We start from the raw sequence: 21423 nt of genomic DNA on the forward strand, positions 1-21423 counted from the left end.
GAGTCTAATAGTGCTATGCTAGTGTCCTGCCCCACGTGTTCTAAAAAAGTAGAATGGAATGAAAGCAGCTTATTTCGACCATTTTGTTGTAAGCGTTGTCAGCTCATTGATCTTGGTGAATGGTCTAATGAAGAAAAGTTCATTGCCTCTAATAGTCCAAATAGTGATGGTAAAAACCAACCCCTTCCTGATGTTGAAGATATAGAAGCCATCTTGGCTCAACAGCAACAAGACTTTTTTAAAGAATAGGCTCCAGCGCTTCTACCATTAGTTGTAAACTTACGCGCCCCCTAAACTCATTGATATCTAGCTTGTAAGCAACTTGAATTTGTTTACAACCGTGATTAGGCCAGAGCTTTGGGTCTATGTTAAATGCTATCGCATCCACCAATACGCCTGATTCGCTTTTCAACATCAATTTGAGGTGCTTTCCTCCCAACAACTTTTGATCCACAGGAGTAAAGGTGCCGTCAAAAATCGGCTCAGGAAAACCTTGTCCCCATGGGCCACAATCTTTTAATTGTTGAGCGAATTCCAATGAGAATTCTTGGTGGGAAAGTTCTCCGTCGCTTAATACCTGCCCGCTTAGGTCTTTATCTTTTAACAACTCATGGCTAACTTGCTCAAAAACACGTTTAAATGCAGTGAACTTGTCGGCATAAATTGTCAAACCTGCAGCCATGGCATGACCACCAAACTTAACAATCACATCAGGATAGCGACTGTTTATTTCTTCTAGCAAATCACGAATATGCAGACCTGGGATAGATCTAGCCGAGCCTTTTAATGTTTCGTCATCTTGATTAGCAAATGCAATGGTTGGGCGATTGTATTTTTCTTTGATTTTACCGGCAACGATACCAATAACGCCTTGGTGGAAATCAGACTGATAAACAATTATTCCATTTTTTGATTGGTCACCATCAATTTCCAAGCTTTCTAAACTGGCTAGCGCTTGGTCTTGCATCGATTGCTGAATTTCCCTGCGTTCGCGGTTTAATGAATCAAGTTCAACAGCCATTTGCCGAGCTTTTGCATGATCAGCAGCCAATAAACATTCGATGCCCAAAGACATGTCGTCTAAGCGGCCGGCGGCATTAAGCCGTGGACCAAGAACAAAACCTAGATCACTGGACACCATTCTTTCAGAACTCTTACCGGCAACTTCTACCAAGGCTTTGATACCGGGTCGACATTTACCACTTCGAATACGCTGTAAACCTTGGTAAACCAAGACACGATTATTACTATCCAAAGGTACAACATCAGCCACTGTACCCAAAGCAACAATATCTAAAAATTCTGCTAAATTTGGTTCAGGGATAGCTCGCTTTTCAAACCATTGTTTTTGTTTTAGGTGATTTCTAAGGGCTAACATCAAATAAAACGCGACCCCTACCCCAGCGAGGTTTTTAGATAAAAACTCACAGCCAGGTTGATTAGGGTTCACTATTGCATCAGCCTGAGGTAGACGATCTGCTGCCAAATGATGATCGGTAACCAAGACTTTAATTCCAAGGGCTTTAGCTCTATCCACTCCACTAAAACAAGCGATACCGTTGTCTACGGTAATGATTAATTGCGCACCTTGTTGATGGGCGACGTCGACTATTTCAGGACTTAAGCCATAGCCAAAATCAAACCGATTAGGCACTAGATAAGTGTGATCAGTAGCTCCCATTCTAGCCAAACACAGCATAGTCAGAGCAGTACTTGTTGCGCCATCGGCATCAAAATCACCAACAATGATAATTTTAAGCTGCTTTTCCAATGCATCACTAAGCACTTCAACGGCGGCCTCGATACCAGAAAGGTTTTGATAATGCAGTAAGGCTCTTGCTCCTTTATCTAACTGACTTGCTTCTTCAATTCCTCGACTTGCAAAAATTTGTCGAATTATTGGTTGAGAAATATCGGCTAAATGAGAGTCAGGGACAGGTTGGCGACGGACAATTTTGGCTGGCATAAGATACCGTTGTTTGATGTGGCAGATGTAACACTGGGAAAGGCTCAAAACACTGGGTGTTTTGAGCCTCAATTTTATAATTTAGATTTGATTTAATTTCTGTAACAGAGCATCAGCAGGCATGTAACCACCAACCAAAGAACCGTCTGGTAATATGATGTTAGGCGTGCCATTTACACCTACTCGTGTACCAAATGCATATTCATCTGCGACTTTATTACTACAAGTAGTGCCATTCACATCGGCCCCGGTTTTTGCTGCGGTAAGGGCACTTTGTTTATCATCGGCACACCATACTGCTACCATATCGTAATAAGTTTGTGTATTAAGACCACCTCGAGGGTAAGCTAAATAGCGAACTGTAATACCTTTTTCGTTGTAATCGTCTATTTCACGGTGCAGTTTTCGGCAGTATCCGCAGGTAATATCAGTGAAAACATTAATGACGTACTTTTCATCTTTTGCTTTAAACTCAATCACATCTTCATCAGAAAAATCAGAAACGCCTTCTAAACGAAGTTCTGACAATTTAATGTCAGTTTCATTCCGCATTCCCGCATCAACATTGAAGATTCGGCCACTTACCAAGTATTTACCATCTTCGCTGGTGTAAAATAGACCTTGATTAGTTGAGACTTGCGCTAAGCTAGGTACAGGTGAATCTCCTATAGCAAAGACTTTAAGCCCGAGCACATTTTCTAGCTTTTGTTTCGTCTTAGTGTAGTCAGCACTGCCCATTGAGGTATTTTGCTGCGATTCATTTTTAGGAATATTTTCTGCCTGATGCTTGACCATCACTTTAGCGGTATCTTGGGTATCAGCTGCGTTTTGTGAATCTTTCATCATTGCGTAAGTTGACGCGGCTGCAACACACAAAGTCACCAAAATTAGAGGTGGTTTTATCCAGTTTTTCATTTACCTTCCTATTAATTAACCATTATTAACTACGTTGTAAGATGTAGACCTGCGAAATGAACAAATAATTGCATCTAAACAGTTAATTTTTAGTGTTCAAAATTTTTCATTAGTTTATAACGAAAGCCACTTTGATCCAATCTAAGCAAAGCATCCAAATGCATAAATGCGCACCTTTTTTACGAATATCGTCTAATTGGAAAGCAATGATTACAGATTGACAATTTATCCTCTTGGGTGATGCTCTTCCACCAGCATTTGCAGCCTTTGTGTAGCTACATGAGTATAAATCTGTGTTGTTGATAAATCACTGTGACCTAACAACATTTGCACAACTCTTAAATCTGCACCGTGATTCAGTAAGTGAGTAGCAAAGGCATGACGCAATGTATGAGGCGAGAGATGGGTTTGAATACCTGCAACAAGTGCATAATGCTTTATTCGATGCCAAAACGTTTGTCTGGTCATCATCACCCCACGATTACTTGGAAAAACGATGTCTGATTCTGTCTTCAAAAGGTTACCGCGTGCTAACTTAATAAACCTCAGTAACCATTCAATAGCTTCTTCTCCAAGGGGCACTAATCGCTCTTTATTACCTTTACCGGTAACTCGTATAACCCCTTGTTGTAATCCCATTTGTTCCATACGCAAAGACACTAATTCCGATACCCGAAGACCGGTGGCATATAGTACTTCCAACATTGCCTTATCTCTAAACTCAATTGGGTTATCGATGTTTGGCGCATTGAGTAAATCATCGACCTGCTCTTCACTTAGGGTTTTAGGTAGGGATTGCGGTAGCTTAGGGTTGCGCATTTGTGCGATAGGATCATCTTCTCGCAACTTTGATTGCAGTAGATAAATATTGAACATGCGCAGACTACTTAAAAAACGAGCGATGCTGCGTTCAGACATTTTTAAGTCGTATTGAAAGGCTAAATACTGGTCGATATCAGATTTAGCAAATTGTTGCAGAGAAAAATTAGCCAAATGCTTTTCAGCAAAGGTACAGAACTTCAATAAATCTGAACGATAGGCGTTGAGGGTGTGCTCGCTTAAACCTTTTTCTATCCAAATAGAATCAATAAAGGTTTCAATTAAAGTTAGATGATGATTTTGTACTGCCACTTACTACTCCTTACTCATCATTTAACGTAGGTTTTTAAGCATCAGTTTGGCTTCTTCTGAACCTTTTTCTACCGCCTTTTCAAGCCAGCCTTTAGCCTTCTTAGGATCTGATTTAGTACCAACCCCTTGCATATAAGCTTTTGCTGTCGCAAGCATACCTTCGACAGAGCCCCACTTAGCACTTTGCTCATAGAAAACGGTGGACAATACCGGGTCTTTTTTAAGCCCATTATCTGTCTCATGTAATTGCCCCAGTCCAAAAGCGGCAGCAGAATTTTGCATTCCATAGGCAATAATATAATACGACTCCGACTTCTGTGGATTAATCTCAACGAGTTCGCCGCTTGCATATATGTAGCCTAATTCAACCAGCGCACTTTGATTATTGGTAGCGGCGCTTTGTTGAAGATACTTCAGCCCAACATCGATGTTCTGTTCTCGACCCTCACCATAAAAATAACAGTAGCCAACATCATACAAAGCACTGTGTAAATCGAATTCAACCGCTTTTTCATAGTAATCACAGGCTAGCTTATAATCTGACTCGCCGAGCTCACCTAAATAGTAAATATCCGCGAGATTCTCTGCTGCAAAACCATTGCCTTGGCTGGCTGCTTTCTGGTACCAACTTATTGCGCTTTCAAGGTCTTTTTCTACCCCGTTACCATAGCGTAAAGCAGTAGCGTAGTTGTTTTGTCCTGTGGAGTTACCGCCTCGAGCAGAAAATTGATAAAAGTTAACAGCCCTTTCTAAATCAACGGGTACTCCTTCTCCATGTTCGTAAAAGTAACCTAAATTCGCAGCAGCTCGAAAACTGCCTTTATTTACCGCTTGCACATAATAGGCGATTGATTGCCGTATGTTTTTTTCAACGAGTTTACCTGCACGATAAATAACACCTAATTCAAACAGGGCATCTTTATCCCCTAACTGAGCGGCTTGTTTAAAACGTTGAATACCTAGAGGCACATTGTTGTAATGGTCGATTTCAATAAATGCTAAGCCATAAGCGCAACTGGCTATTTCTTTAGCGCTACTTTGGGGGTCATCTATTACTTGCTCATAGAATTTAACCGCTAAATCGTAATTCCGCTTTTCGACTTCATCACCATACAAATCTCCTAATCTACAACCGGCTAATTGAAAACCAGCATCTAGAGATTGTTGAAAATAGTTTACAGCTTGTGACAAATCGCGATTGACTCCTCGGCCAAAACGATAAGCAAGAGCGAGATTATACAGAGCGTTGGGCTCTCCTTGTTGTGCAGCTTGTTGATACCAATAGACCGCCTTTTTTCTATCTTTGTTGATACCAAAGTGAGAAAAGGTGTATAAGATCCCATAATCTAGCTGAGCTTTTGCATAACCTTGCTGCGCCAATTCCTCTATTATTGCCAATCCTGCGTCACTATCTTGTTGATTGTTCCATCTTCCGTTTAATAAAATATGCGCGTAATCTAATTTTGCGCGTGGATATTTTTCACCTAAACGTTGCAGTAAATAGCTAAGTTTTTGGTTAACTAAGGGCGTGATCAAGCCAAAGGTTGTATTGTAATTATTAATAGCAGTGCGCCAATATGAAAAATATTCTTCAGATAAATTAGCTAATAACAAATCGAACGGTGAACTTTTATTGGGTTGATTTAAAAACCCCTCCAACCAAGTGTTAGTCGCCTCTTCAGCCCCTAAAGTTTTTACATTATACTGGTATAAGTGTGCAGCTTCCTCAGCTTCAAAAGGGTCTTGGGTGGATAACATATACTGTCCAAGAGCGGCACTGGCATTAATAAATCCATTTTCTGAATAGGTGAGCAAATCATCCATTCTAAATTCGAACTCATTATTATTTTGTTGGTGCAAATAAGCATTAGCTAATGCAACAGACGCTACCGCCCCTAAATTCTCAGCGTTTTCCAATGACTGGATAACCAACTCTGGATGATCATTCTTTAACCAAGTGTTAAATTGCCAAAGAAACGCCGCTATGCTGCCCGTCTGGAAACGGTTTTCCATTTGTATTTTAGCTAACTGCTTACTTTTTCCATTTTGCGGGATAAGTAGATTTTGTTGGCGGGCAAAAAACTCGGTGTTTTCCACATAATAAACTGAGTATTTAGAAGTGATACTGTCCATTGCATGTACTTTGAATACAACTTGATTCCCTAAACGAACCATTTCCATATCAAAAACTCTGATTCCCACCCAATTAAAGATGATTTGCGCTTCATAAAGCTCTCGAATCGTAATCGCTTGTTGGGGAGTTTTACCGTTTCCAGATTGCAATAACAGAGTTGAAATAAGGTCAATTTTAGACCTAAGTTGCATACCTAGTTCGTCGTTTGTTGAGCTTTCGGCGCAATGTAGAGCCATTCGATAAGCCACTAAGCTAGTATTATTTAGCGCTAGCGTATCTTCGATAGCCCGTTGGTGCTGTTTACTACAAAAATCCTCTTCTGGCCAAGACTTTAAACGCTCCAATTGTTGATTGTAAGGTTCAATAACAGATTTAACATCCGCTATAAAAAATTGGTTTATTTGCTGTAACCAGTATTTTTTATCCTCACTCATATTCGTGGTGTCAAAATCCAAGACCATGGGTGGGCTAATATCTTTTGCAGGTTGTGTTGCCGTTGTTGCACACCCTGCCAGTCCTACACCAATTACCAAGATAGAAGTTAGGACTCGCAACAAACACACCCTATTTGGTCTCATATCATTTGAACCCTTTGACTTGTTTAATCAAATCATACGCCGACTGTATATCTTGGGCTTTATTTTTTGCTATTTCAATGGCCTGTTTAGGTAGACCTTTAGACACCAACTTATCGGGGTGGTATTCCGTCATTAGCTTACGATATGCCTTTTTGATTGTGCGACTGTCATCGTTTTGATTAACCCCTAAAATCTTATAGGCATCGGCTAATGATTGCTGCTGCGAATAATGGGATTGTTGCGAGTGGGAGCGACTACGATTACCGCCTGAGTTACCGGTACGGAAGCGAATTTCAGCTTCATACATGGAAAGCAAATATAAAAACTCATGCTCTTTGAATCCCAAGTGACGAGCAGCATTTTCCAATAATCGTTGTTCTTTTTTATCTAATTTCCCATCCACAAAAGCCGCTTGAATTAGGATTTCTAAGAACACCTGTAGGACATCACGTCGACCATGACAAGAGGCTTTAAATTCACGCAAAACCTCATCCATCGGAAAGTCATTGGCTTTGCCTTCACGAAATGCTTGCTGAGCTTCTTTGCGAGTATCTCCTTGCAGATTCATTTGATCCATCAAAGCTGTAGCCATGCGTATTTCGGAATCGGTAACTTGGCCGTCAGCTTTGGCGATGTGCCCCATCAAGGAAAAAAGCGCGTGGAAAAATATCGCTTGAGATTTTAGCTCATCTTGACTGGTAAAAAATCGACTGAACCCGCCCATTTGATTAAAATCACGACTATATCCTTTATCGAAAAAATGACCGATGATAAATCCAATCAACGCTCCTATCGGGCCTCGGAACATAAACCCAAAAACAGTCCCTAACACTCTTCCCCAAATCGGCATTGTTACCCTTCCATATTATTAATTTCATCTAAACGTTGCGGCGTACCTATATCAAACCAAATGCCAGGATGAAGCTGACCAGTAAGTTGGTTTTTATCTGCTAAATCAAAAAGCAGCGGTGCCAACGGTGATTTTCGCCCTTCTAGGTTAGCGAACAAATTCACATCATAAACAGCTATTCCGCTAAAAGTGAATTGATTAGGTGGCTGACGCACAACTGTGTTTCCAGTTAAATTAAAGTCGCCCTTTAGGTTATGTGGGGGGTTATTGACTAAAACCAAATGGCCCAGGCTGCCATTTAACTGACTGGGTAGACAACTAAACTCAAAATTTGAAAAAACGTCTCCATTTATCACCGTAAAACAACCTTGTTCATGCAAACATCGTTTAATTAACGGCAATGCATTGACGATTCCCCCTGCAGTTTCCAATGCGGCAGGTTCAGCAGAATAGTGAATCTGCAAATTAAACTGTGAACCATTCCCCAGATAGGCTTCAATTTGTTCACCCAACCACGCATGATTAATGACCACATGCTCAAAACCGGCAGAAGCTAGCTTTTCCAGATGTAACTCGATTAAGGTTTTACCTTTAACCTTCAACAATGGTTTGGGAGTCGTATCTGTCAGAGGTCGCATACGTTCACCTCTGCCTGCGGCTAAAATCATAGCGACTTTCATTTAGATAACTCCAATAATTTTGGTTTAACTATATTGTCTATTAGGGCAACCAACTCCGTTAACTCCAAATATTTTTTACCAACTTCAAGAATATAATCTAAGGTGCGAGATATATGGGTTAAATAATCGCTTTTACCATCTCGATGAAAGAGTCGACAAAATATTCCGCTTGCTTTGAGGTGCCTTTGCATTCCGCTCAAATCAAACCAGCATAAGAAATCTTGCCATGGATATTGTCCATAAAAACGTTGATGGAATTGACGTAATAATTCATCTACTTGTTCACTAGGCCACTTCTGATAGCAATCTCTTAATAACGATACCGCATCGTAGGTAATTGGGCCAATTACCGCATCTTGAAAATCAATCACGCCAATATCGCCATTGGCTAACAACATCAAGTTGCGACTATGAAAATCTCGATGCACACCGACTTGAGGTTGAGATTTGAATGTTCGATGTAAAAATTCGTAGGATTTTTCTACAGTATCCAGTTGGCTTTTTGTTAGCTTGATGTTTAAATGCACCTCGATTAACCAGTGGGTAAAAATGTACTTTTCTTTTGCTAACAATTCATCATCGTAAAGCGGTAAAGGTTGACCGTTTGACACCATACAAGATTGAATGGCGGGAATTTGATTAAGCGCTTGAGTATACAGGTGGTGCATCGTATCCAAATTTAGCCCTTGGCTAAATTGCATATCGCCAAAATCTTGTAAGCAATAAAAACCCAGTTTGGGATTATGGGCGAGCACTTTTGGTACTATGACTTGATGTTGGAAATAGGCATTAGCAAGATTGACAAATTTGCAGCTATCTTCGAATTCTGGTGGCGCGTCTACCGCAATAATTGAGGTATGAGTTAATTCATCCCTAAATCGAAAATAGCGACGAAAACTCGCATCGCCAAAAATCATTTCTATTTTCTGGCATTTAAACGCGGTAGAAGAATTTATCCATTCTAACAATGCCTGCTCAATTTGCACTATTTGTGTCACTTTTTACCTCATATTTGTGGTATAAATATAGCCATTGCGAGAGCATAATAGATCAAAGGAAATCCATTGTGGTGTATTTTTTGGGAAGTTTATTAGTAAATCGTGTTCAAGCACTTAAAATTTACACTTTTAATGTCGATTATCGACCTCTACATGGCAATTTAACTTAGACCCTGTATGCAAATTAACCAAATCACTTCTTTACTCCTAACCTGCACTGTTGGGAGTGTTGCGGCTCAAGTTCAGCCCATTTCTTCTTGTAAAATTAATACAGAAGAGTTTATTGCTGACCAATCTATATCAGCCGACCAAATTAGAGTCAAAGCTAATCGCGCTGAAATCCAGCAAAATCGTTATGCGACCTTTGAAGGCGATATCGTTATTGATAACGAAAAAGCCCGGATTTTGGCTGACAATGCCACTATCGATAAAGACAATACGGAATTAAAAGCCACAGGTGATGTTAGTTATAACGATAATTTGATGGTAGTGCAAAGTAGCGATGTTCGATTGAATACAACTTCCGGCCAATTATCCATGAGTAATACCGAATATCATTTACGTCAATTCGGTGGAAGAGGCGCTGCTGGTGTAATAGATATTGATGAGCAAGTAGGCATCGAGTTAACTGACGTGAGTTACTCGACTTGCCCTGAAGGTGATGAAGATTGGAAGATAAATGCTAGCAGCATTAAGATTGAAGAAGATGCTTTATGGGGTGAAGCGGTCAACACAGTTTTCTATTTGAAAGATATTCCAGTTTTTTATCTACCGTACTTTGTCTTTCCCGTATCAGATCAGCGGCAAACAGGTTTGTTATTCCCCGAGATTACCACTTCAAGCACAACAGGGTTAGATTACGAACAACCGTTTTACTGGAATATAGCGGAAAATTACGATGCCACATTTTCACCTCGGGTTATGACTGATCTAGGTGTGATGTTAAAAACAGAATTTCGCTATCTAACTGAACAAAACGACGGACAAATCAATATAGAGTATTTGGATAACGATAAAAGTACCAGTGACGGTGATGCCAGATACTTTTATAGATTGTTGAATTCCACCAGCATTGGCGAAAATTGGAACTTAAACATTGATTACAATGCCTTAAGTGACGACAACTATATTGTTGACTTCGGCTCGGATTTTTATAATCGCGCAGACACTCACTTGTATCAAACTATGGCACTGAATTATTACAGTGATAGCTTGGATTTTTCGCTTAGCATCAAAGATTTTGAGGTTATCGGTGATCATCCAACCAATTATCGTGCTCTACCAGAGTTGAAACTGAATTATCAAGCAGATATGTTTGCCGGATTAGAGTTTCGATTTAACTCAGAACTCGCTTATTTTGAAAATAAACAAGCAGATTTACCCAAGGCAACTCGATTTCATATAGCCCCGAGTGTGGCATTGCCATTGCGCGCTCATTGGGGTGAGTTTTTAGCAGAAGCTACGCTATTAAATACCTATTATCGTCAAGATAATATCGAAGATACGTCACTAACTGAGCGTGCCAATCGCTCCTTAGCACAAGGGCGTATATTCGGTGCTTTGCATTTTGAAAAAGATATTCAGTGGTTTGATAATGAACTCAGACAAACATTGGAGCCGAAAATTCAGTACTTGTACACTAGTTACGATGACCAAAACGATATAGGGCTTTACGACACAACTCGTCTTCTAAATGACTTCAATGGTTTGTTTCGAGGTCAAGAATTTACTGGTTTAGACAGAATTAGCGATAACAATCAGGTAACCGTTGGTTTAACCACCAGAATATTAGATGAAAATAGTCGGGAACAATTTGCCCTTAGTTTAGGTCAAATTTTCTATCTCAAGGAAAACCGAGTCGTCGCAGCGAGTAAAGATGAAGATCAATCTGCCTTAGCCTCTGAATTAGATTGGCAAATAGGCAGTAAATGGTTTGCTCACTCAGAAATACAGATTGCTACTAAAACTGATAAAGTAGAGCGCAGCAGTATTTCATTGGAATATCAATTGAGTGAAGATAAAATATTCCAATTGAACCACAGATTTGTGCGGAATTTATCGGGCGAAAAAATTGATCAAATGGGATTAACCGCAAGTTGGCCTCTGGCAGATAATTGGCATTGGGTCGGTAGGTGGTATAAAGATTTAAACACCCAACGTACCATCGAAACCTATACGGGTATCCAGTACGAGTCTTGTTGTTGGGCAATTAGCATTGTTGGTCAGCGGTACTTAAGCAACCGATATGATGATTCTGGTTTACCAGACACGCAGGAATTTGAGACCAGTGTTAATTTGAAATTTAGCTTTAAATTTACTGGTGGCGAAGCAAGAACGAGCCGCCGAGATATGCTCGAAGATGGTCTTTTTGGTTACCGCCAATCTTACCTGATAAATTAATAACAGATATAATGTCCTAATTAAGGACATTTCCACAACGTTTTGAGTAAAAGTAATAAACATGAAATTATTAGTCGTCGCTATAGCTTTAACCACACTTCTTACCTTTCAAAGTGTGGCGCAACAGGTTTCGTTAGATAAAGTAGCCGTCATAGTTGATCAGGGAGTCATTTTAGAAAGTGAAATAAAAGCCTTGGTTGAACAAGTGAAACGTAATGCTGAAACCAATAATCAAACTTTACCTTCAGATCGTGCTTTGCGCACACAGGCAATTGAAAAATTAGTCACTGATAATCTACAAACTCAAATGGCTCAAAAAATGGGGATACAAATTAGCGATCCTCAACTTGACCAGACGATTGCAGGTATTGCCGCAAACAATAATTTACCTATGGACCAATTTAGAGCGGCTATCGCCCGAGACGGTATCCCTTTTGAAGTCTACCGTGAAGATATTCGTAAAGAGCTAATCACCCAAGAAGTAAGACGAGCCAATGTTCGTAGAAGGGTTTATATCACGCCTCAGGAAATAGAAAACTTAGTGAAGTTAATTGATGAGCAAGGCGCGAAACAAGCAGAATACAACTTAGGACATATATTGATTGGTTTTCCGCCGCAACCTACCGATGAGGATATTGCTAAAGCAAAATCAACTGCCGACAAAGTATTAGAATTACTTAACAATGGATCTGATTTCACACGAATAGCCATAGCCTCATCTTCTGGCTCTAAAGCACTGGAAGGTGGTGATTTAGGTTGGATGAATATCAACTCCATGCCGACTCTGTTTGCAGAGGCTGTGCAAGATAAAGACAAAGATGAAGTCGTTGGACCGATACGCAGTGGCGCTGGTTTCCATATTCTAAAAGTCAAAGATTTACGTGGTGTTGAGGTTGTCAAAGTACAGGAAGTGAATGCTAGGCATATACTTATCAAACCGTCAGTGATCTTAAGCGATGAAAAAGCAAAAGAGAAACTAGAAGAATTCCGTAAACAAATCGTCGCCGGTGAAGCCACATTTGAAGATCTTGCTAAAGAGCACTCTGCAGATCCAGGTTCAGCAATCAAAGGTGGTGAGTTGGGCTGGAATGATCCGAATATCTATGTTCCCGCGTTCAAAGATGCCTTAGCGAATCTAGAAGCTGATGAAATCGGTCAACCTTTTCGCTCTTCACACGGCTGGCATTTAGTGCAAATGATCGGCAAGCGAGTTGACGATGCCACCGACAAACGCAAAGAAGACAAAGCCTATCAGCTTATTTTCAATCGTAAATTTACTGAAGAAACCGATGCTTGGTTAAGAGAAATGCGCGATGCAGCTTATATCGAGGTGTTAGACTCCTCTTCTGAATTAGGAAGTTAAATTGCCCTTTAAAATAGCAATCACGCCAGGTGAACCAGCAGGAGTTGGGCCTGACCTTATTATTCAATTAGCGCAAAAACAGTGGGATGCCCAACTAGTTGTATTTGCTGACCGTAGCATGTTAGCTGAACGGGCAGAGATGCTTGGCCTGCCTTTAACTCTGCTTGATTACGAAAATGGAGTTGCTCAAGTACAAGAGCCTGGACAGCTTTATATCATCGATATTCCGGCGAAAGTTAAAGTGGTTGCGGGTCAACTTGATGCCAAAAATGGCTTATACGTTGTGGAAACGTTACGTCAAGCTTGCGCTAAAAATATGAATCAAGAGTTTGATGCAGTAGTTACCGGCCCGGTGAATAAAGGCATTATCAACAAAGCGGGTATTTCCTTTAGTGGACATACGGAATATTTTGCCAGTCAATCAAACACCCAAGACGTGGTGATGATGTTATCCACAGAAGGCTTGCGAGTGGTTTTAGCCACTACTCATATCCCCTTAGCTTATGTGGCAAAAGCCATAACTCGCGAAAGGTTACACAAGGTGCTGCACATAGTGCATACCGATATGAAACTTAAGTTTGGGATCCCCACTCCGCACATTTTTGTATGTGGATTAAACCCTCATGCCGGTGAGGATGGGCATTTAGGGCGAGAAGAAATTGATATCATAATTCCTGCACTAGAGGAATTACGTGAACAAGGGCTGAAAATCACCGGTCCTCTGCCAGCAGACACCATGTTTCAAGAAAAGTATATGCAGCAAGCTGACGTCATTCTTACTATGTTCCATGACCAAGGGTTACCGGTTTTAAAATACAAAGGGTTTGGTCAGTCGGTCAACACCACTTTAGGCCTTCCCTTTATTCGCACATCGGTCGACCACGGAACCGCATTAGATTTAGCGGGAACAGGTGAAGCCAATCCAGGAAGCTTCGAATGTGCCATTAATGACGCGCTAAAATTGGCAGTAAAAAGCATATGAGTAAACAACATTTAGGTCACACAGCACGTAAACGCTTTGGTCAAAACTTCCTTCACGATGCATATATTATTGATCAAATTGTCTCGGCTATTCACCCTGTTGACGGCGAGAATTTAGTTGAAATAGGTCCTGGCTTAGCGGCTTTGACTGAACCAGTATGTGAGCACATAAGCAAATTAAACGTAGTCGAATTAGACCGAGACTTAGCGAATCGACTGAAATCTCACCCGTTCATTTCGAAAAAATTAAATGTAATAGAAGCTGACGCATTAAAATACGATTTTTCCCAGTTGTGTGATGAGCAAAACCCATTGCGTGTATTTGGCAACTTGCCTTACAACATATCAACCCCTTTAATGTTCCACTTATTCTCTTTTGCTAATAAAATCAAAGATATGCATTTTATGCTGCAAAAAGAAGTGGTAAATAGGTTAGCCGCTAAAGCAGGCGAAAAGAATTACGGTAGATTATCCGTTATGGCTCAATATCACTGCCAAGTGATACCCGTTCTGCATGTACCACCAGGGGCGTTTAACCCTCCGCCTAAAGTGGATTCTGCTGTAGTGAGATTATTACCCCATGACAAAAAACCAGTTGAAGTGATTGAACAGAAAATGTTGAATCAAGTCTGCGCCCAAGCGTTTAATCAACGCAGAAAAACCATTCGCAATAGCTTAAAAAAGTTGATTGAAGAAAAACAGCTTGAAGATTTAGGGATTAACCCTGAATTAAGAGCAGAAAATCTGAGTCTTGCAGATTTCGCAATTGTAGCTAACTTCCTCTCTCAACAAGGAGCTTAAAGATTATGGACACTAACGATATTTGTATCGATGTGCAAACTCAATATCTGGAAGATAGATTTCCAGAAAGCGAGGAAAAATATGCATTTGCGTACAAAATAACAATCACCAATAACAGTCAAGGTGAGGTCACCCTACTCAATCGTTATTGGCTAATTACCGATGGAAATGGCGACAAATCCGAAGTTTCAGGTAAAGGTGTGGTTGGAGAGCAACCTTTAATTAAACCCGGTGAATCTTTTCAGTATACCAGCGGCGCCATATTGGACACTCCTGTGGGGACGATGCAGGGCCACTATGAATTTAGCTGTGATAAAAATGATGAATTGCTTAAAGTGCCTATTGAAGTTTTTAGGTTAGCCGATACAAATGTTCTTAATTAACCGTTAAACAAGCATTGCGCAAATTATATGTCTAATTATGTAGTGGGTGATATCCAAGGTTGCTACGCCGGTCTTCGGCAACTGCTAGACAAAGTACAATTTGATCCCAGCCGAGATAAATTATGGGCGGTGGGCGATCTTGTGGCCAGAGGCCCTGATTCCCTCGACACCCTACTATTCCTTAAGTCCCTAGGTAGCGCATTTGAAACCGTGTTAGGCAATCACGACTTACATTTTCTTGCCATATTTGGAAAATTAAAGAAAGCTAAACGGAGCGACTTTTTAGAGCCTCTTATACAGTCCCCACACGCAGAAGAACTCGCAAATTGGTTAAGAAGTAAGCCTTTAGCATTGCGTATCAACAAAGATACTCTGCTTAGTCATGCGGGCTTATACCCACACTGGTCCTTTGAAAAAGCACTAGGTTTAAGTGATGAAGTTAGCACTATTCTTGCCGGCCCCAAACATTTAAGCTTGTTGTCTTCCATGTATGGCTCTAAACCAGACCGTTGGGAAGAAGAACTGAAAGATACAGATCGATTACGCTTTATCATCAATGCGTTTACCCGCATGCGTTATCTCAAAAAGTCATCTATTTTGGAATTTGAAACAAAATGCGCACCTAATAAACTCAATAGTAATTTAAATCCTTGGTTTACTATTAAGAATGACAACATCAATAAGCATCAGCGCATTGTATTTGGTCACTGGGCAACGTTAATGGGAAAAACCCATTCCAATCAATATGTTGCGTTGGACACCGGTTATGTTTGGGGACATACCATGACCTTATATTGTATTGAAAGTGAAAGCCGAATTAGCGTTCAAAATAATAGTAAGCAACTCGCTTAATACTTCCCTTCTTCCTTTCTAAAGGATCAGCGTCAAATGTCGATAATTTAAATAGAATCTAATTTATTAATTAATTCAGTGTGTTATAAGATGTTACGTAACTGATTTCTGACTTTCCAAATGGTTGCGGGTTAGTTAAAGTAAGGTCGCTAATTATCATTGGGGATTTATACTTATTAATCGTTTTATGTACGTATCAATTCATTTAGTCATTATGTTTACTGAAAACCAGTGTTAGACTGATTTCACAGTTAAGTCACTTTATTTATGACTTTTATGGCAAAGTTTGACACACTTAAAACCGTATTGTTAAAAGTTTGATCTTCGCAAATATAATAATAATAAGATCACTAAACCAGAGGAATATCTAAATGAAAATATCAGTCGCATTAAGAGTAATAGGTGGTTTTACCGTTATTTCTGTTCTACTGCTGGTAATAGGTGTTTCTTCGCTATTGAATTTTAACTCCATTAACTCTGCAACTGATGAAGTTAATACACTAGCAATCCCCACGCTTAATGCTAGTAATCAACTTAAAATATCATTTTTAAATATGGGAAGGCTGACGGTTGCAGGTTTTTATGAAACAGACTCGGATGCTTTAAATAGTCAGTTGGAAAATCTACTAGCAAGTGAATCAAACTTCAAAAGTGAAGTGACGATGATCAAAAGTAAAGTCAGTAAAGACCCGACTTTCAGTCAAGCCTTGAAGAATGTAGAAGGCATTTATCAGCAATACAATGACAACGTGACTAATATGTTCGAAAAACGAAAAGCCTACTTAGATGAAGGGGCGCGACTAGCGGATATTGTTGAAAACGTTGAAGACAATTCAGATGACTCTTCTACGCTGCTTTTAGATTTTGCAGATTTGGATAGCGTACAAAGCGACGCCCAGTTAAGTAAAGCGGCTGAAATTGGCAGCACTTTAGAATCCACATTACTGTCTCTTTTAACTGTTAGTGCTGACTACATTAAAACAGAAAACTTAGTTCGAGCAGGTACTATTGGTAACGAAGTTGAGTTGATTATCGGTCAAATTTCAGAACAGTTAGCGGACATGCAGTCATTGGTTGGCTCACGAGATGACAGCGGCACTATGCAAGAAATCACCAATCTCGTGAGTTCTGTCATTAGCTCGGTTACTGCATCAGATGGACTATTAAATACACAAGTAACCCGTTTAAACAATCAAATAATTTCAGCAGAAGCATTAGCAGCATCTGAAGAAAATATCCAACAAGCCATTGCAGAATTAAATGCATTGCTGCAGGTCGCCGAAGAAAAAACTAACGCCATGAAAGAACAGGTAGCGAATCGTGTATCTTTAGGCACTACCGTCATTATCGTGTTAACCATCGTCTCAGCAGTATTAGCTGCATGGATAGCCTGGGCAAGTGTAAGGGCAATAACGGTGCCCCTTAGAAAAGTCAATGAAGTTTTACATGTTGTCTCTTCAGGTGATTTAACACGCAAGTTAGATGACAGCTCTGATGATGAATTTGGCGAGCTGGCCACCAGTGTTAATAATCTTATCGAAAGTCTTAAAACCTTAATAAGCGGAATAAGTACACGAGCATCTCAATTGGCAGCGGCATCTGAGCAAACGTCAACGGTAACCGCACAAACAACCCATTCCATTCAGAATCAGAAGTCTCAAGTTGCCCAAGTGGCAACTGCAACCACTGAAATGCACAGTACTTCGCAAATGGTCACCCAAAGCGCAGAAGATACTCTAAACCAAATCCGTCACGCAGATAAAGAAGCGGAAAAAGTAAAAGGGATCTCGTTAAATAATAAAATGACCATTGAAAAGCTGGCAGTGGATGTAGACGACGCGGCGAATGTAATTAATAAACTTCATCAAGATAGCGCCAGTATTGGCGGGATTTTGGACGTGATACGTGGCGTAGCTGACCAAACTAACCTATTAGCCCTTAACGCCGCCATAGAGGCTGCAAGAGCCGGTGAACACGGTCGAGGCTTTGCCGTAGTAGCCGATGAGGTGCGAACCCTTGCCAGCCGGACGCAAAAGTCGACCCAAGAAATTAATGACATGATTGAAATGCTGCAAGCTGGCGCGGAAAAAGCTGTGATGGTGATGAATCAAGGAAAAGAGCAGACTACCGTGTGCGTAGAAGAAACCGAAAAAGCCACTCAAGCCTTGGATTTGATTACTGAAGCTGTGCATAGAGCCCATGATGTTAGTAGCCAAATTGAACAATCAGCGAGAGAACAAAATGTGGTATCTCAAGAGATCAGTGAAAAGCTTGAGAATATTGTCGGCATTGCAGAAGAAACCTCGACGGGTGCACAACAAACCGCAGATTCAAGTGTAGAAGTCGCTCGTTTAGCAGAAGAGCTTCAAGCTTCTATTCAACAATTTAGAGTCTAAATTAGGCTAAACTACAAAATTAGGAAAAACAAAAACGCTGCTTATAAGCAGCGTTTTTTTTGGGTGACTTAGTGAGCCTACTTAGATTATTCGAAAAGCGAACGGTGTAGCTCTTTGACAATTTCAGTACTGTCATCCTGATGCACTAGGAATGACATATTGTGTGGGTTAGCCCCATAACAAATCATACGTAAGTTATAGTCTCTGACTGACGAAAATATTTTTGCTGAAACCCCTGCTGCACTATGCATATTGTTGCCAACAACAGTGACCAAATCATAGTCACTCTCGACCACCACTTCACAAAAATCTCGCAATTCATCAAGGGTTTCACGATTAAGCTTTTCTGCCATAGAATTGGTGGGGTTATCTAGGGTAAATGATACTGCTATTTCAGAGGTGGTGACCAAGTCGACACTTAAACTATGTTTAGCGATGATCGTAAACACCTGCTGCAAAAACCCTTGTGCATGCATCATTTTAGGTGTTTTAACGGTTACCATAACCTGTTGTTTGCGACGGGTAATCGCTCGGTAAGGCGGTTCATTGTCGCAATCTCTTACAATCCAAGTACCGCCTTTTTCTGGCTCTTTGCTTGAGCCTACAAACACCTTAATATTTTTACGTAGGGCCGGCTCCATAGTCGCAGGATGCAGTACCTTTGCGCCAAAGTTTGCCATTTCGGCAGCTTCATCGAAGCTCAATTCTGGAAGCGGTCGAGCTGCATCGGTGATACGAGGATCTGTAGTGAACACACCGACTACGTCAGTCCATATTTCACAACTCACTGCATCCAAAGCTTCAGCTAGTAATGCCGCGCTAAAGTCACTGCCACCCCGTCCCAAAGTAGTTGTTCTACCTTGTTCATCAGCGCCAATGAAACCTTGAGTAACATAGACTTTTTGCGATAGCTCTGATTTCATCACTTGGCTTACCAAGGATTTAACTTCATCGATTTGTGGAACTGCCTCACCAAATACCGAATTAGTGCGTAGCACGTTGCGAGCATCAAAGTTCTCGGCTTTTACCCCTTGCTCTTTTAGCACTTCAGCAATAAGCAAAGATGACATTCGCTCGCCGAAAGATAATAATTTGTCTTTCAAGTCATCTCGGTGCAACAACTCTTCGTGATAAGCTACTTTTTCCATTGCTTCAAACAAAGACTGCAATTTTTCGGTGACTTGCTCAGGTTTAGCAAGTTCTGCGACAATTCCATTTTCAATGATTTTAATCTGCTCAATGGTTTCCGTTATTTGGGCATGAGTTAATGCTGTATTAGCAAGGTTAACCAAATGATTGGTTACTCCAGCAGATGCACTCACCACCACCACACGAGTAGATGGGTTAGCCGCGATTATCTTTGCGCAGTTTTGCATTGCAGCATAATTTGCCACACTTGTACCACCAAACTTGGCGATATTAAGGTCAGGAATTGTCACGCTTGATCCTCTTTGATAATAGTCGCAGTAAACTACCAGATATAAACATATTTAAAAGCAATAAATTACAATTTTCTTTGATTTGTTTTGCATTGAATATGCATTTTTAAAATGAATAGTTATTTAGCATTTCCATATAAACATTCAAAAACATTATTTACCCTTAAATTTAGTAGTAATCAGTGAAAACCTCGTTTAGGTCGATTACCCCGAAGCATTAGTCTAATTTGCTTTTGTGGGCAAGTTTAGCGGCGTTATCTTCCCAATTTTGCCCATCAAAAAGGACAATAGTAATGTTAGCCGGTTTAGTATCTAAACAACGTACATTGACGTCGACACCATCTGGATTAGAACGGGGAATATAAAATGGTTTTGCCCCACAGACTTTGCAAAAGGTGTGTTTAGCAACGCCAGTATTGAATCTATATTCAGTTAAAAACTGTTCGCCAGAAATTAATCTAAAGTGCTGTTTGGGGACGATTAAATGCAAAAAACCGAACTTACTGCACACCGAACAATTGCAATCCTCAACTTCGACATGCTCGCCGGATTTCACTTCAAATTGAACCGCTTTACAATGACAACTACCCTTGTATATCACCGATATATCCCTCAACTATTTTTGCCATAAAACTATAAGTTTATAAACTTCTCTTTCTATTTGTTCGGTATCTTAACATTTACAACGTCACCAACTTTCACGTTGTGCTTTGCAAACCAGCCTAAGTTCATTTCTAACGCGTACAGCACCTCAGTTGAAGAATTGATGGAGGTTAAGTCATGGGGTTGCATCCCTAGTATGTCGGTTATCACTCCTTGTTCATCAATGTAGGCAACATCAAGAGGAATAAAAGTATTTTTCATCCACATACCGCCAATACGAGGGCGAGAAAAATTAAATAACATACCACAGCTGTTGCACAGTTCTTTTCGATACATTAACCCTCTGGCCCGCTGCTCAAAGGATTTTGCATATTCCACCGTCAATTCAATTTCATTAATTTTTACCTTAGCTTTTTCAAACTCTAAAGCATTGCTTACGGTAGATAATAGTGACAGACCAAAGAACAAGGCTGTCGCATATATATTTTTAGCTATAATTTTTTGCATGAGCACCCTTCAACGCCATCGCTTGTTTGCCAGGTCTCATAGTATCCCTGGACACACTGACTTTTGACCGTAAAACATTGTTGTTGATTATATCCTATCTGAGTATCGGCAGCATTAGCAGCGGCATTTCCCAAAAACTCTTTAGTTGAACTGGCGGTACAAGCACCTAAGCACGCTAAAACTAGCATCAACGAAAATATCTTCATTAGCCTTTCCTAAACTTTTTGATCTAAATTAGTAATATAGGAGCGTCACTGTGGGAATTAGTTCCCTGCTCTTAGACATGACAACAGTGCTTAAATTGACATCTCAATCCTGAGGATAATAAATTAAGCTTGCTTAATAAACACTCAGAAATCAGTGCACCTTTTGCACTCCCAGTATGCATAAAAAAAACCGAACGAATCAAAGATTACGTTCGGTTTTACTATTCCTTTAAACTTTAC

19 protein-coding genes are annotated in these 21423 nt (G+C 40.3%); 8 read left to right on the forward strand and 11 right to left on the reverse strand.

Annotated features, from left to right (window positions below; translation table 11 throughout):
* The first annotated feature begins 15 nt into the window (after window positions 1–15).
* The gene (gene yacG, locus AB6T38_RS17815) at window positions 16–249 is read left to right on the forward strand and encodes a DNA gyrase inhibitor YacG (RefSeq protein ID WP_372548583.1); all 234 of its coding nucleotides are present in this window, start codon (window positions 16–18) and stop codon (window positions 247–249) included.
* On the opposite strand, the gene recJ is transcribed toward yacG, so the two are convergent.
* The 7 genes from recJ to AB6T38_RS17850 all read right to left on the reverse strand — a co-directional run bounded on the left by recJ (window position 239) and on the right by AB6T38_RS17850 (window position 9252).
* Window positions 239–1966: a single-stranded-DNA-specific exonuclease RecJ gene (recJ, locus tag AB6T38_RS17820; protein WP_372548584.1), complete on the reverse strand. Its 1728-nt coding sequence runs from the start codon at window positions 1964–1966 to the stop codon at window positions 239–241. The two genes, yacG and recJ, sit on opposite strands and share 11 nt — an antisense overlap.
* 81 nt (window positions 1967–2047) lie before the next feature.
* Entirely contained in the window at window positions 2048–2881 is an 834-nt protein-coding gene (gene dsbC / locus AB6T38_RS17825) for a bifunctional protein-disulfide isomerase/oxidoreductase DsbC (protein WP_372548585.1), read from the reverse strand.
* Window positions 2882–3106: 225 nt separating this feature from the next.
* Window positions 3107–4012 (reverse strand): site-specific tyrosine recombinase XerD, encoded by a 906-nt coding sequence (gene xerD / locus AB6T38_RS17830; RefSeq protein WP_372548586.1) that lies wholly within the window; start codon window positions 4010–4012, stop codon window positions 3107–3109.
* 21 nt (window positions 4013–4033) lie between these two features.
* On the reverse strand, window positions 4034–6724 hold the full coding sequence (locus AB6T38_RS17835; RefSeq protein WP_372548587.1) for an SEL1-like repeat protein: 2691 nt from the start codon (window positions 6722–6724) through the stop codon (window positions 4034–4036).
* 1 nt (window position 6725) lies between these two features.
* On the reverse strand, window positions 6726–7574 hold the full coding sequence (djlA, locus tag AB6T38_RS17840) for a co-chaperone DjlA (RefSeq protein ID WP_372548588.1): 849 nt from the start codon (window positions 7572–7574) through the stop codon (window positions 6726–6728).
* Window positions 7575–7576: 2 nt separating this feature from the next.
* Window positions 7577–8254, reverse strand: coding sequence for an N-acetylmuramate alpha-1-phosphate uridylyltransferase MurU (gene murU, locus AB6T38_RS17845; protein ID WP_372548589.1), 678 nt, complete (start codon window positions 8252–8254; stop codon window positions 7577–7579).
* Window positions 8251–9252, reverse strand: a complete 1002-nt coding sequence (locus AB6T38_RS17850) for an aminoglycoside phosphotransferase family protein (RefSeq protein WP_372548590.1) — start codon at window positions 9250–9252, stop codon at window positions 8251–8253. The genes murU and AB6T38_RS17850 overlap by 4 nt, the downstream gene beginning before the upstream one ends.
* Window positions 9253–9429: 177 nt before the next feature.
* Here AB6T38_RS17850 and AB6T38_RS17855 point away from each other — a divergent pair, with 177 nt between their 5' ends.
* The 7 genes from AB6T38_RS17855 to AB6T38_RS17885 all read left to right on the forward strand — a co-directional run bounded on the left by AB6T38_RS17855 (window position 9430) and on the right by AB6T38_RS17885 (window position 18428).
* Window positions 9430–11652 carry an LPS-assembly protein LptD gene (locus tag AB6T38_RS17855; protein WP_372548591.1) on the forward strand — a complete coding sequence of 741 codons (2223 nt, stop codon included), beginning with the start codon at window positions 9430–9432 and terminating at the stop codon, window positions 11650–11652.
* 61 nt (window positions 11653–11713) lie between these two features.
* Window positions 11714–13015 carry a peptidylprolyl isomerase SurA gene (surA, locus tag AB6T38_RS17860; RefSeq protein WP_372548592.1) on the forward strand — a complete coding sequence of 434 codons (1302 nt, stop codon included), beginning with the start codon at window positions 11714–11716 and terminating at the stop codon, window positions 13013–13015.
* Window position 13016: 1 nt separating this feature from the next.
* Window positions 13017–13997, forward strand: a complete 981-nt coding sequence (pdxA, locus tag AB6T38_RS17865; protein WP_372548593.1) for a 4-hydroxythreonine-4-phosphate dehydrogenase PdxA — start codon at window positions 13017–13019, stop codon at window positions 13995–13997.
* Window positions 13994–14797: a 16S rRNA (adenine(1518)-N(6)/adenine(1519)-N(6))-dimethyltransferase RsmA gene (gene rsmA, locus AB6T38_RS17870; protein ID WP_372548594.1), complete on the forward strand. Its 804-nt coding sequence runs from the start codon at window positions 13994–13996 to the stop codon at window positions 14795–14797. The genes pdxA and rsmA overlap by 4 nt, the downstream gene beginning before the upstream one ends.
* A gap of 5 nt (window positions 14798–14802) precedes the next feature.
* Window positions 14803–15180, forward strand: a complete 378-nt coding sequence (apaG, locus tag AB6T38_RS17875) for a Co2+/Mg2+ efflux protein ApaG (protein ID WP_372548595.1) — start codon at window positions 14803–14805, stop codon at window positions 15178–15180.
* 27 nt (window positions 15181–15207) lie between these two features.
* Window positions 15208–16032, forward strand: coding sequence for a symmetrical bis(5'-nucleosyl)-tetraphosphatase (locus AB6T38_RS17880; protein ID WP_372548596.1), 825 nt, complete (start codon window positions 15208–15210; stop codon window positions 16030–16032).
* Window positions 16033–16403: 371 nt separating this feature from the next.
* A complete protein-coding gene (locus tag AB6T38_RS17885; RefSeq protein ID WP_372548597.1) occupies window positions 16404–18428 on the forward strand; it encodes a methyl-accepting chemotaxis protein in 2025 nt (674 codons plus the stop codon).
* A gap of 86 nt (window positions 18429–18514) precedes the next feature.
* Here the strand turns inward: AB6T38_RS17885 and lysC are convergent, their stop codons facing one another.
* From lysC to AB6T38_RS17905, 4 genes are all read right to left on the reverse strand, one after another.
* Window positions 18515–19867, reverse strand: a complete 1353-nt coding sequence (gene lysC, locus AB6T38_RS17890) for a lysine-sensitive aspartokinase 3 (RefSeq protein ID WP_372548598.1) — start codon at window positions 19865–19867, stop codon at window positions 18515–18517.
* 217 nt (window positions 19868–20084) lie between these two features.
* Window positions 20085–20468: a GFA family protein gene (locus AB6T38_RS17895; RefSeq protein WP_372548599.1), complete on the reverse strand. Its 384-nt coding sequence runs from the start codon at window positions 20466–20468 to the stop codon at window positions 20085–20087.
* A gap of 56 nt (window positions 20469–20524) precedes the next feature.
* Window positions 20525–20977, reverse strand: coding sequence for a DUF192 domain-containing protein (locus tag AB6T38_RS17900; RefSeq protein WP_372548600.1), 453 nt, complete (start codon window positions 20975–20977; stop codon window positions 20525–20527).
* Window positions 20962–21183, reverse strand: coding sequence for a hypothetical protein (locus AB6T38_RS17905; RefSeq protein WP_372548601.1), 222 nt, complete (start codon window positions 21181–21183; stop codon window positions 20962–20964). The genes AB6T38_RS17900 and AB6T38_RS17905 overlap by 16 nt, the downstream gene beginning before the upstream one ends.
* Between the last annotated feature and the right edge of the window lie 240 nt (window positions 21184–21423).

Source organism: Aliiglaciecola sp. SL4, from assembly GCF_041538045.1.
GTDB lineage: Bacteria > Pseudomonadota > Gammaproteobacteria > Enterobacterales > Alteromonadaceae > Aliiglaciecola.

Excerpts from the sequence above, each read along its gene's own strand:
- AB6T38_RS17900 (WP_372548600.1), bottom strand. The coding sequence starts at position 20,977 with ATGCAAAAAATTATAGCTAAAAATATATATGCGACAGCCTTGTTCTTT.
- AB6T38_RS17880 (WP_372548596.1), top strand. The coding sequence starts at position 15,208 with ATGTCTAATTATGTAGTGGGTGATATCCAAGGTTGCTACGCCGGTCTT.
- recJ (WP_372548584.1), bottom strand. The coding sequence starts at position 1,966 with ATGCCAGCCAAAATTGTCCGTCGCCAACCTGTCCCTGACTCTCATTTA.
- AB6T38_RS17855 (WP_372548591.1), top strand. The coding sequence starts at position 9,430 with ATGCAAATTAACCAAATCACTTCTTTACTCCTAACCTGCACTGTTGGG.
- djlA (WP_372548588.1), bottom strand. The coding sequence starts at position 7,574 with ATGCCGATTTGGGGAAGAGTGTTAGGGACTGTTTTTGGGTTTATGTTC.
- murU (WP_372548589.1), bottom strand. The coding sequence starts at position 8,254 with ATGAAAGTCGCTATGATTTTAGCCGCAGGCAGAGGTGAACGTATGCGA.
- AB6T38_RS17905 (WP_372548601.1), bottom strand. The coding sequence starts at position 21,183 with ATGAAGATATTTTCGTTGATGCTAGTTTTAGCGTGCTTAGGTGCTTGT.
- apaG (WP_372548595.1), top strand. The coding sequence starts at position 14,803 with ATGGACACTAACGATATTTGTATCGATGTGCAAACTCAATATCTGGAA.
- surA (WP_372548592.1), top strand. The coding sequence starts at position 11,714 with ATGAAATTATTAGTCGTCGCTATAGCTTTAACCACACTTCTTACCTTT.
- dsbC (WP_372548585.1), bottom strand. The coding sequence starts at position 2,881 with ATGAAAAACTGGATAAAACCACCTCTAATTTTGGTGACTTTGTGTGTT.
- AB6T38_RS17835 (WP_372548587.1), bottom strand. The coding sequence starts at position 6,724 with ATGAGACCAAATAGGGTGTGTTTGTTGCGAGTCCTAACTTCTATCTTG.
- AB6T38_RS17885 (WP_372548597.1), top strand. The coding sequence starts at position 16,404 with ATGAAAATATCAGTCGCATTAAGAGTAATAGGTGGTTTTACCGTTATT.
- rsmA (WP_372548594.1), top strand. The coding sequence starts at position 13,994 with ATGAGTAAACAACATTTAGGTCACACAGCACGTAAACGCTTTGGTCAA.
- yacG (WP_372548583.1), top strand. The coding sequence starts at position 16 with ATGCTAGTGTCCTGCCCCACGTGTTCTAAAAAAGTAGAATGGAATGAA.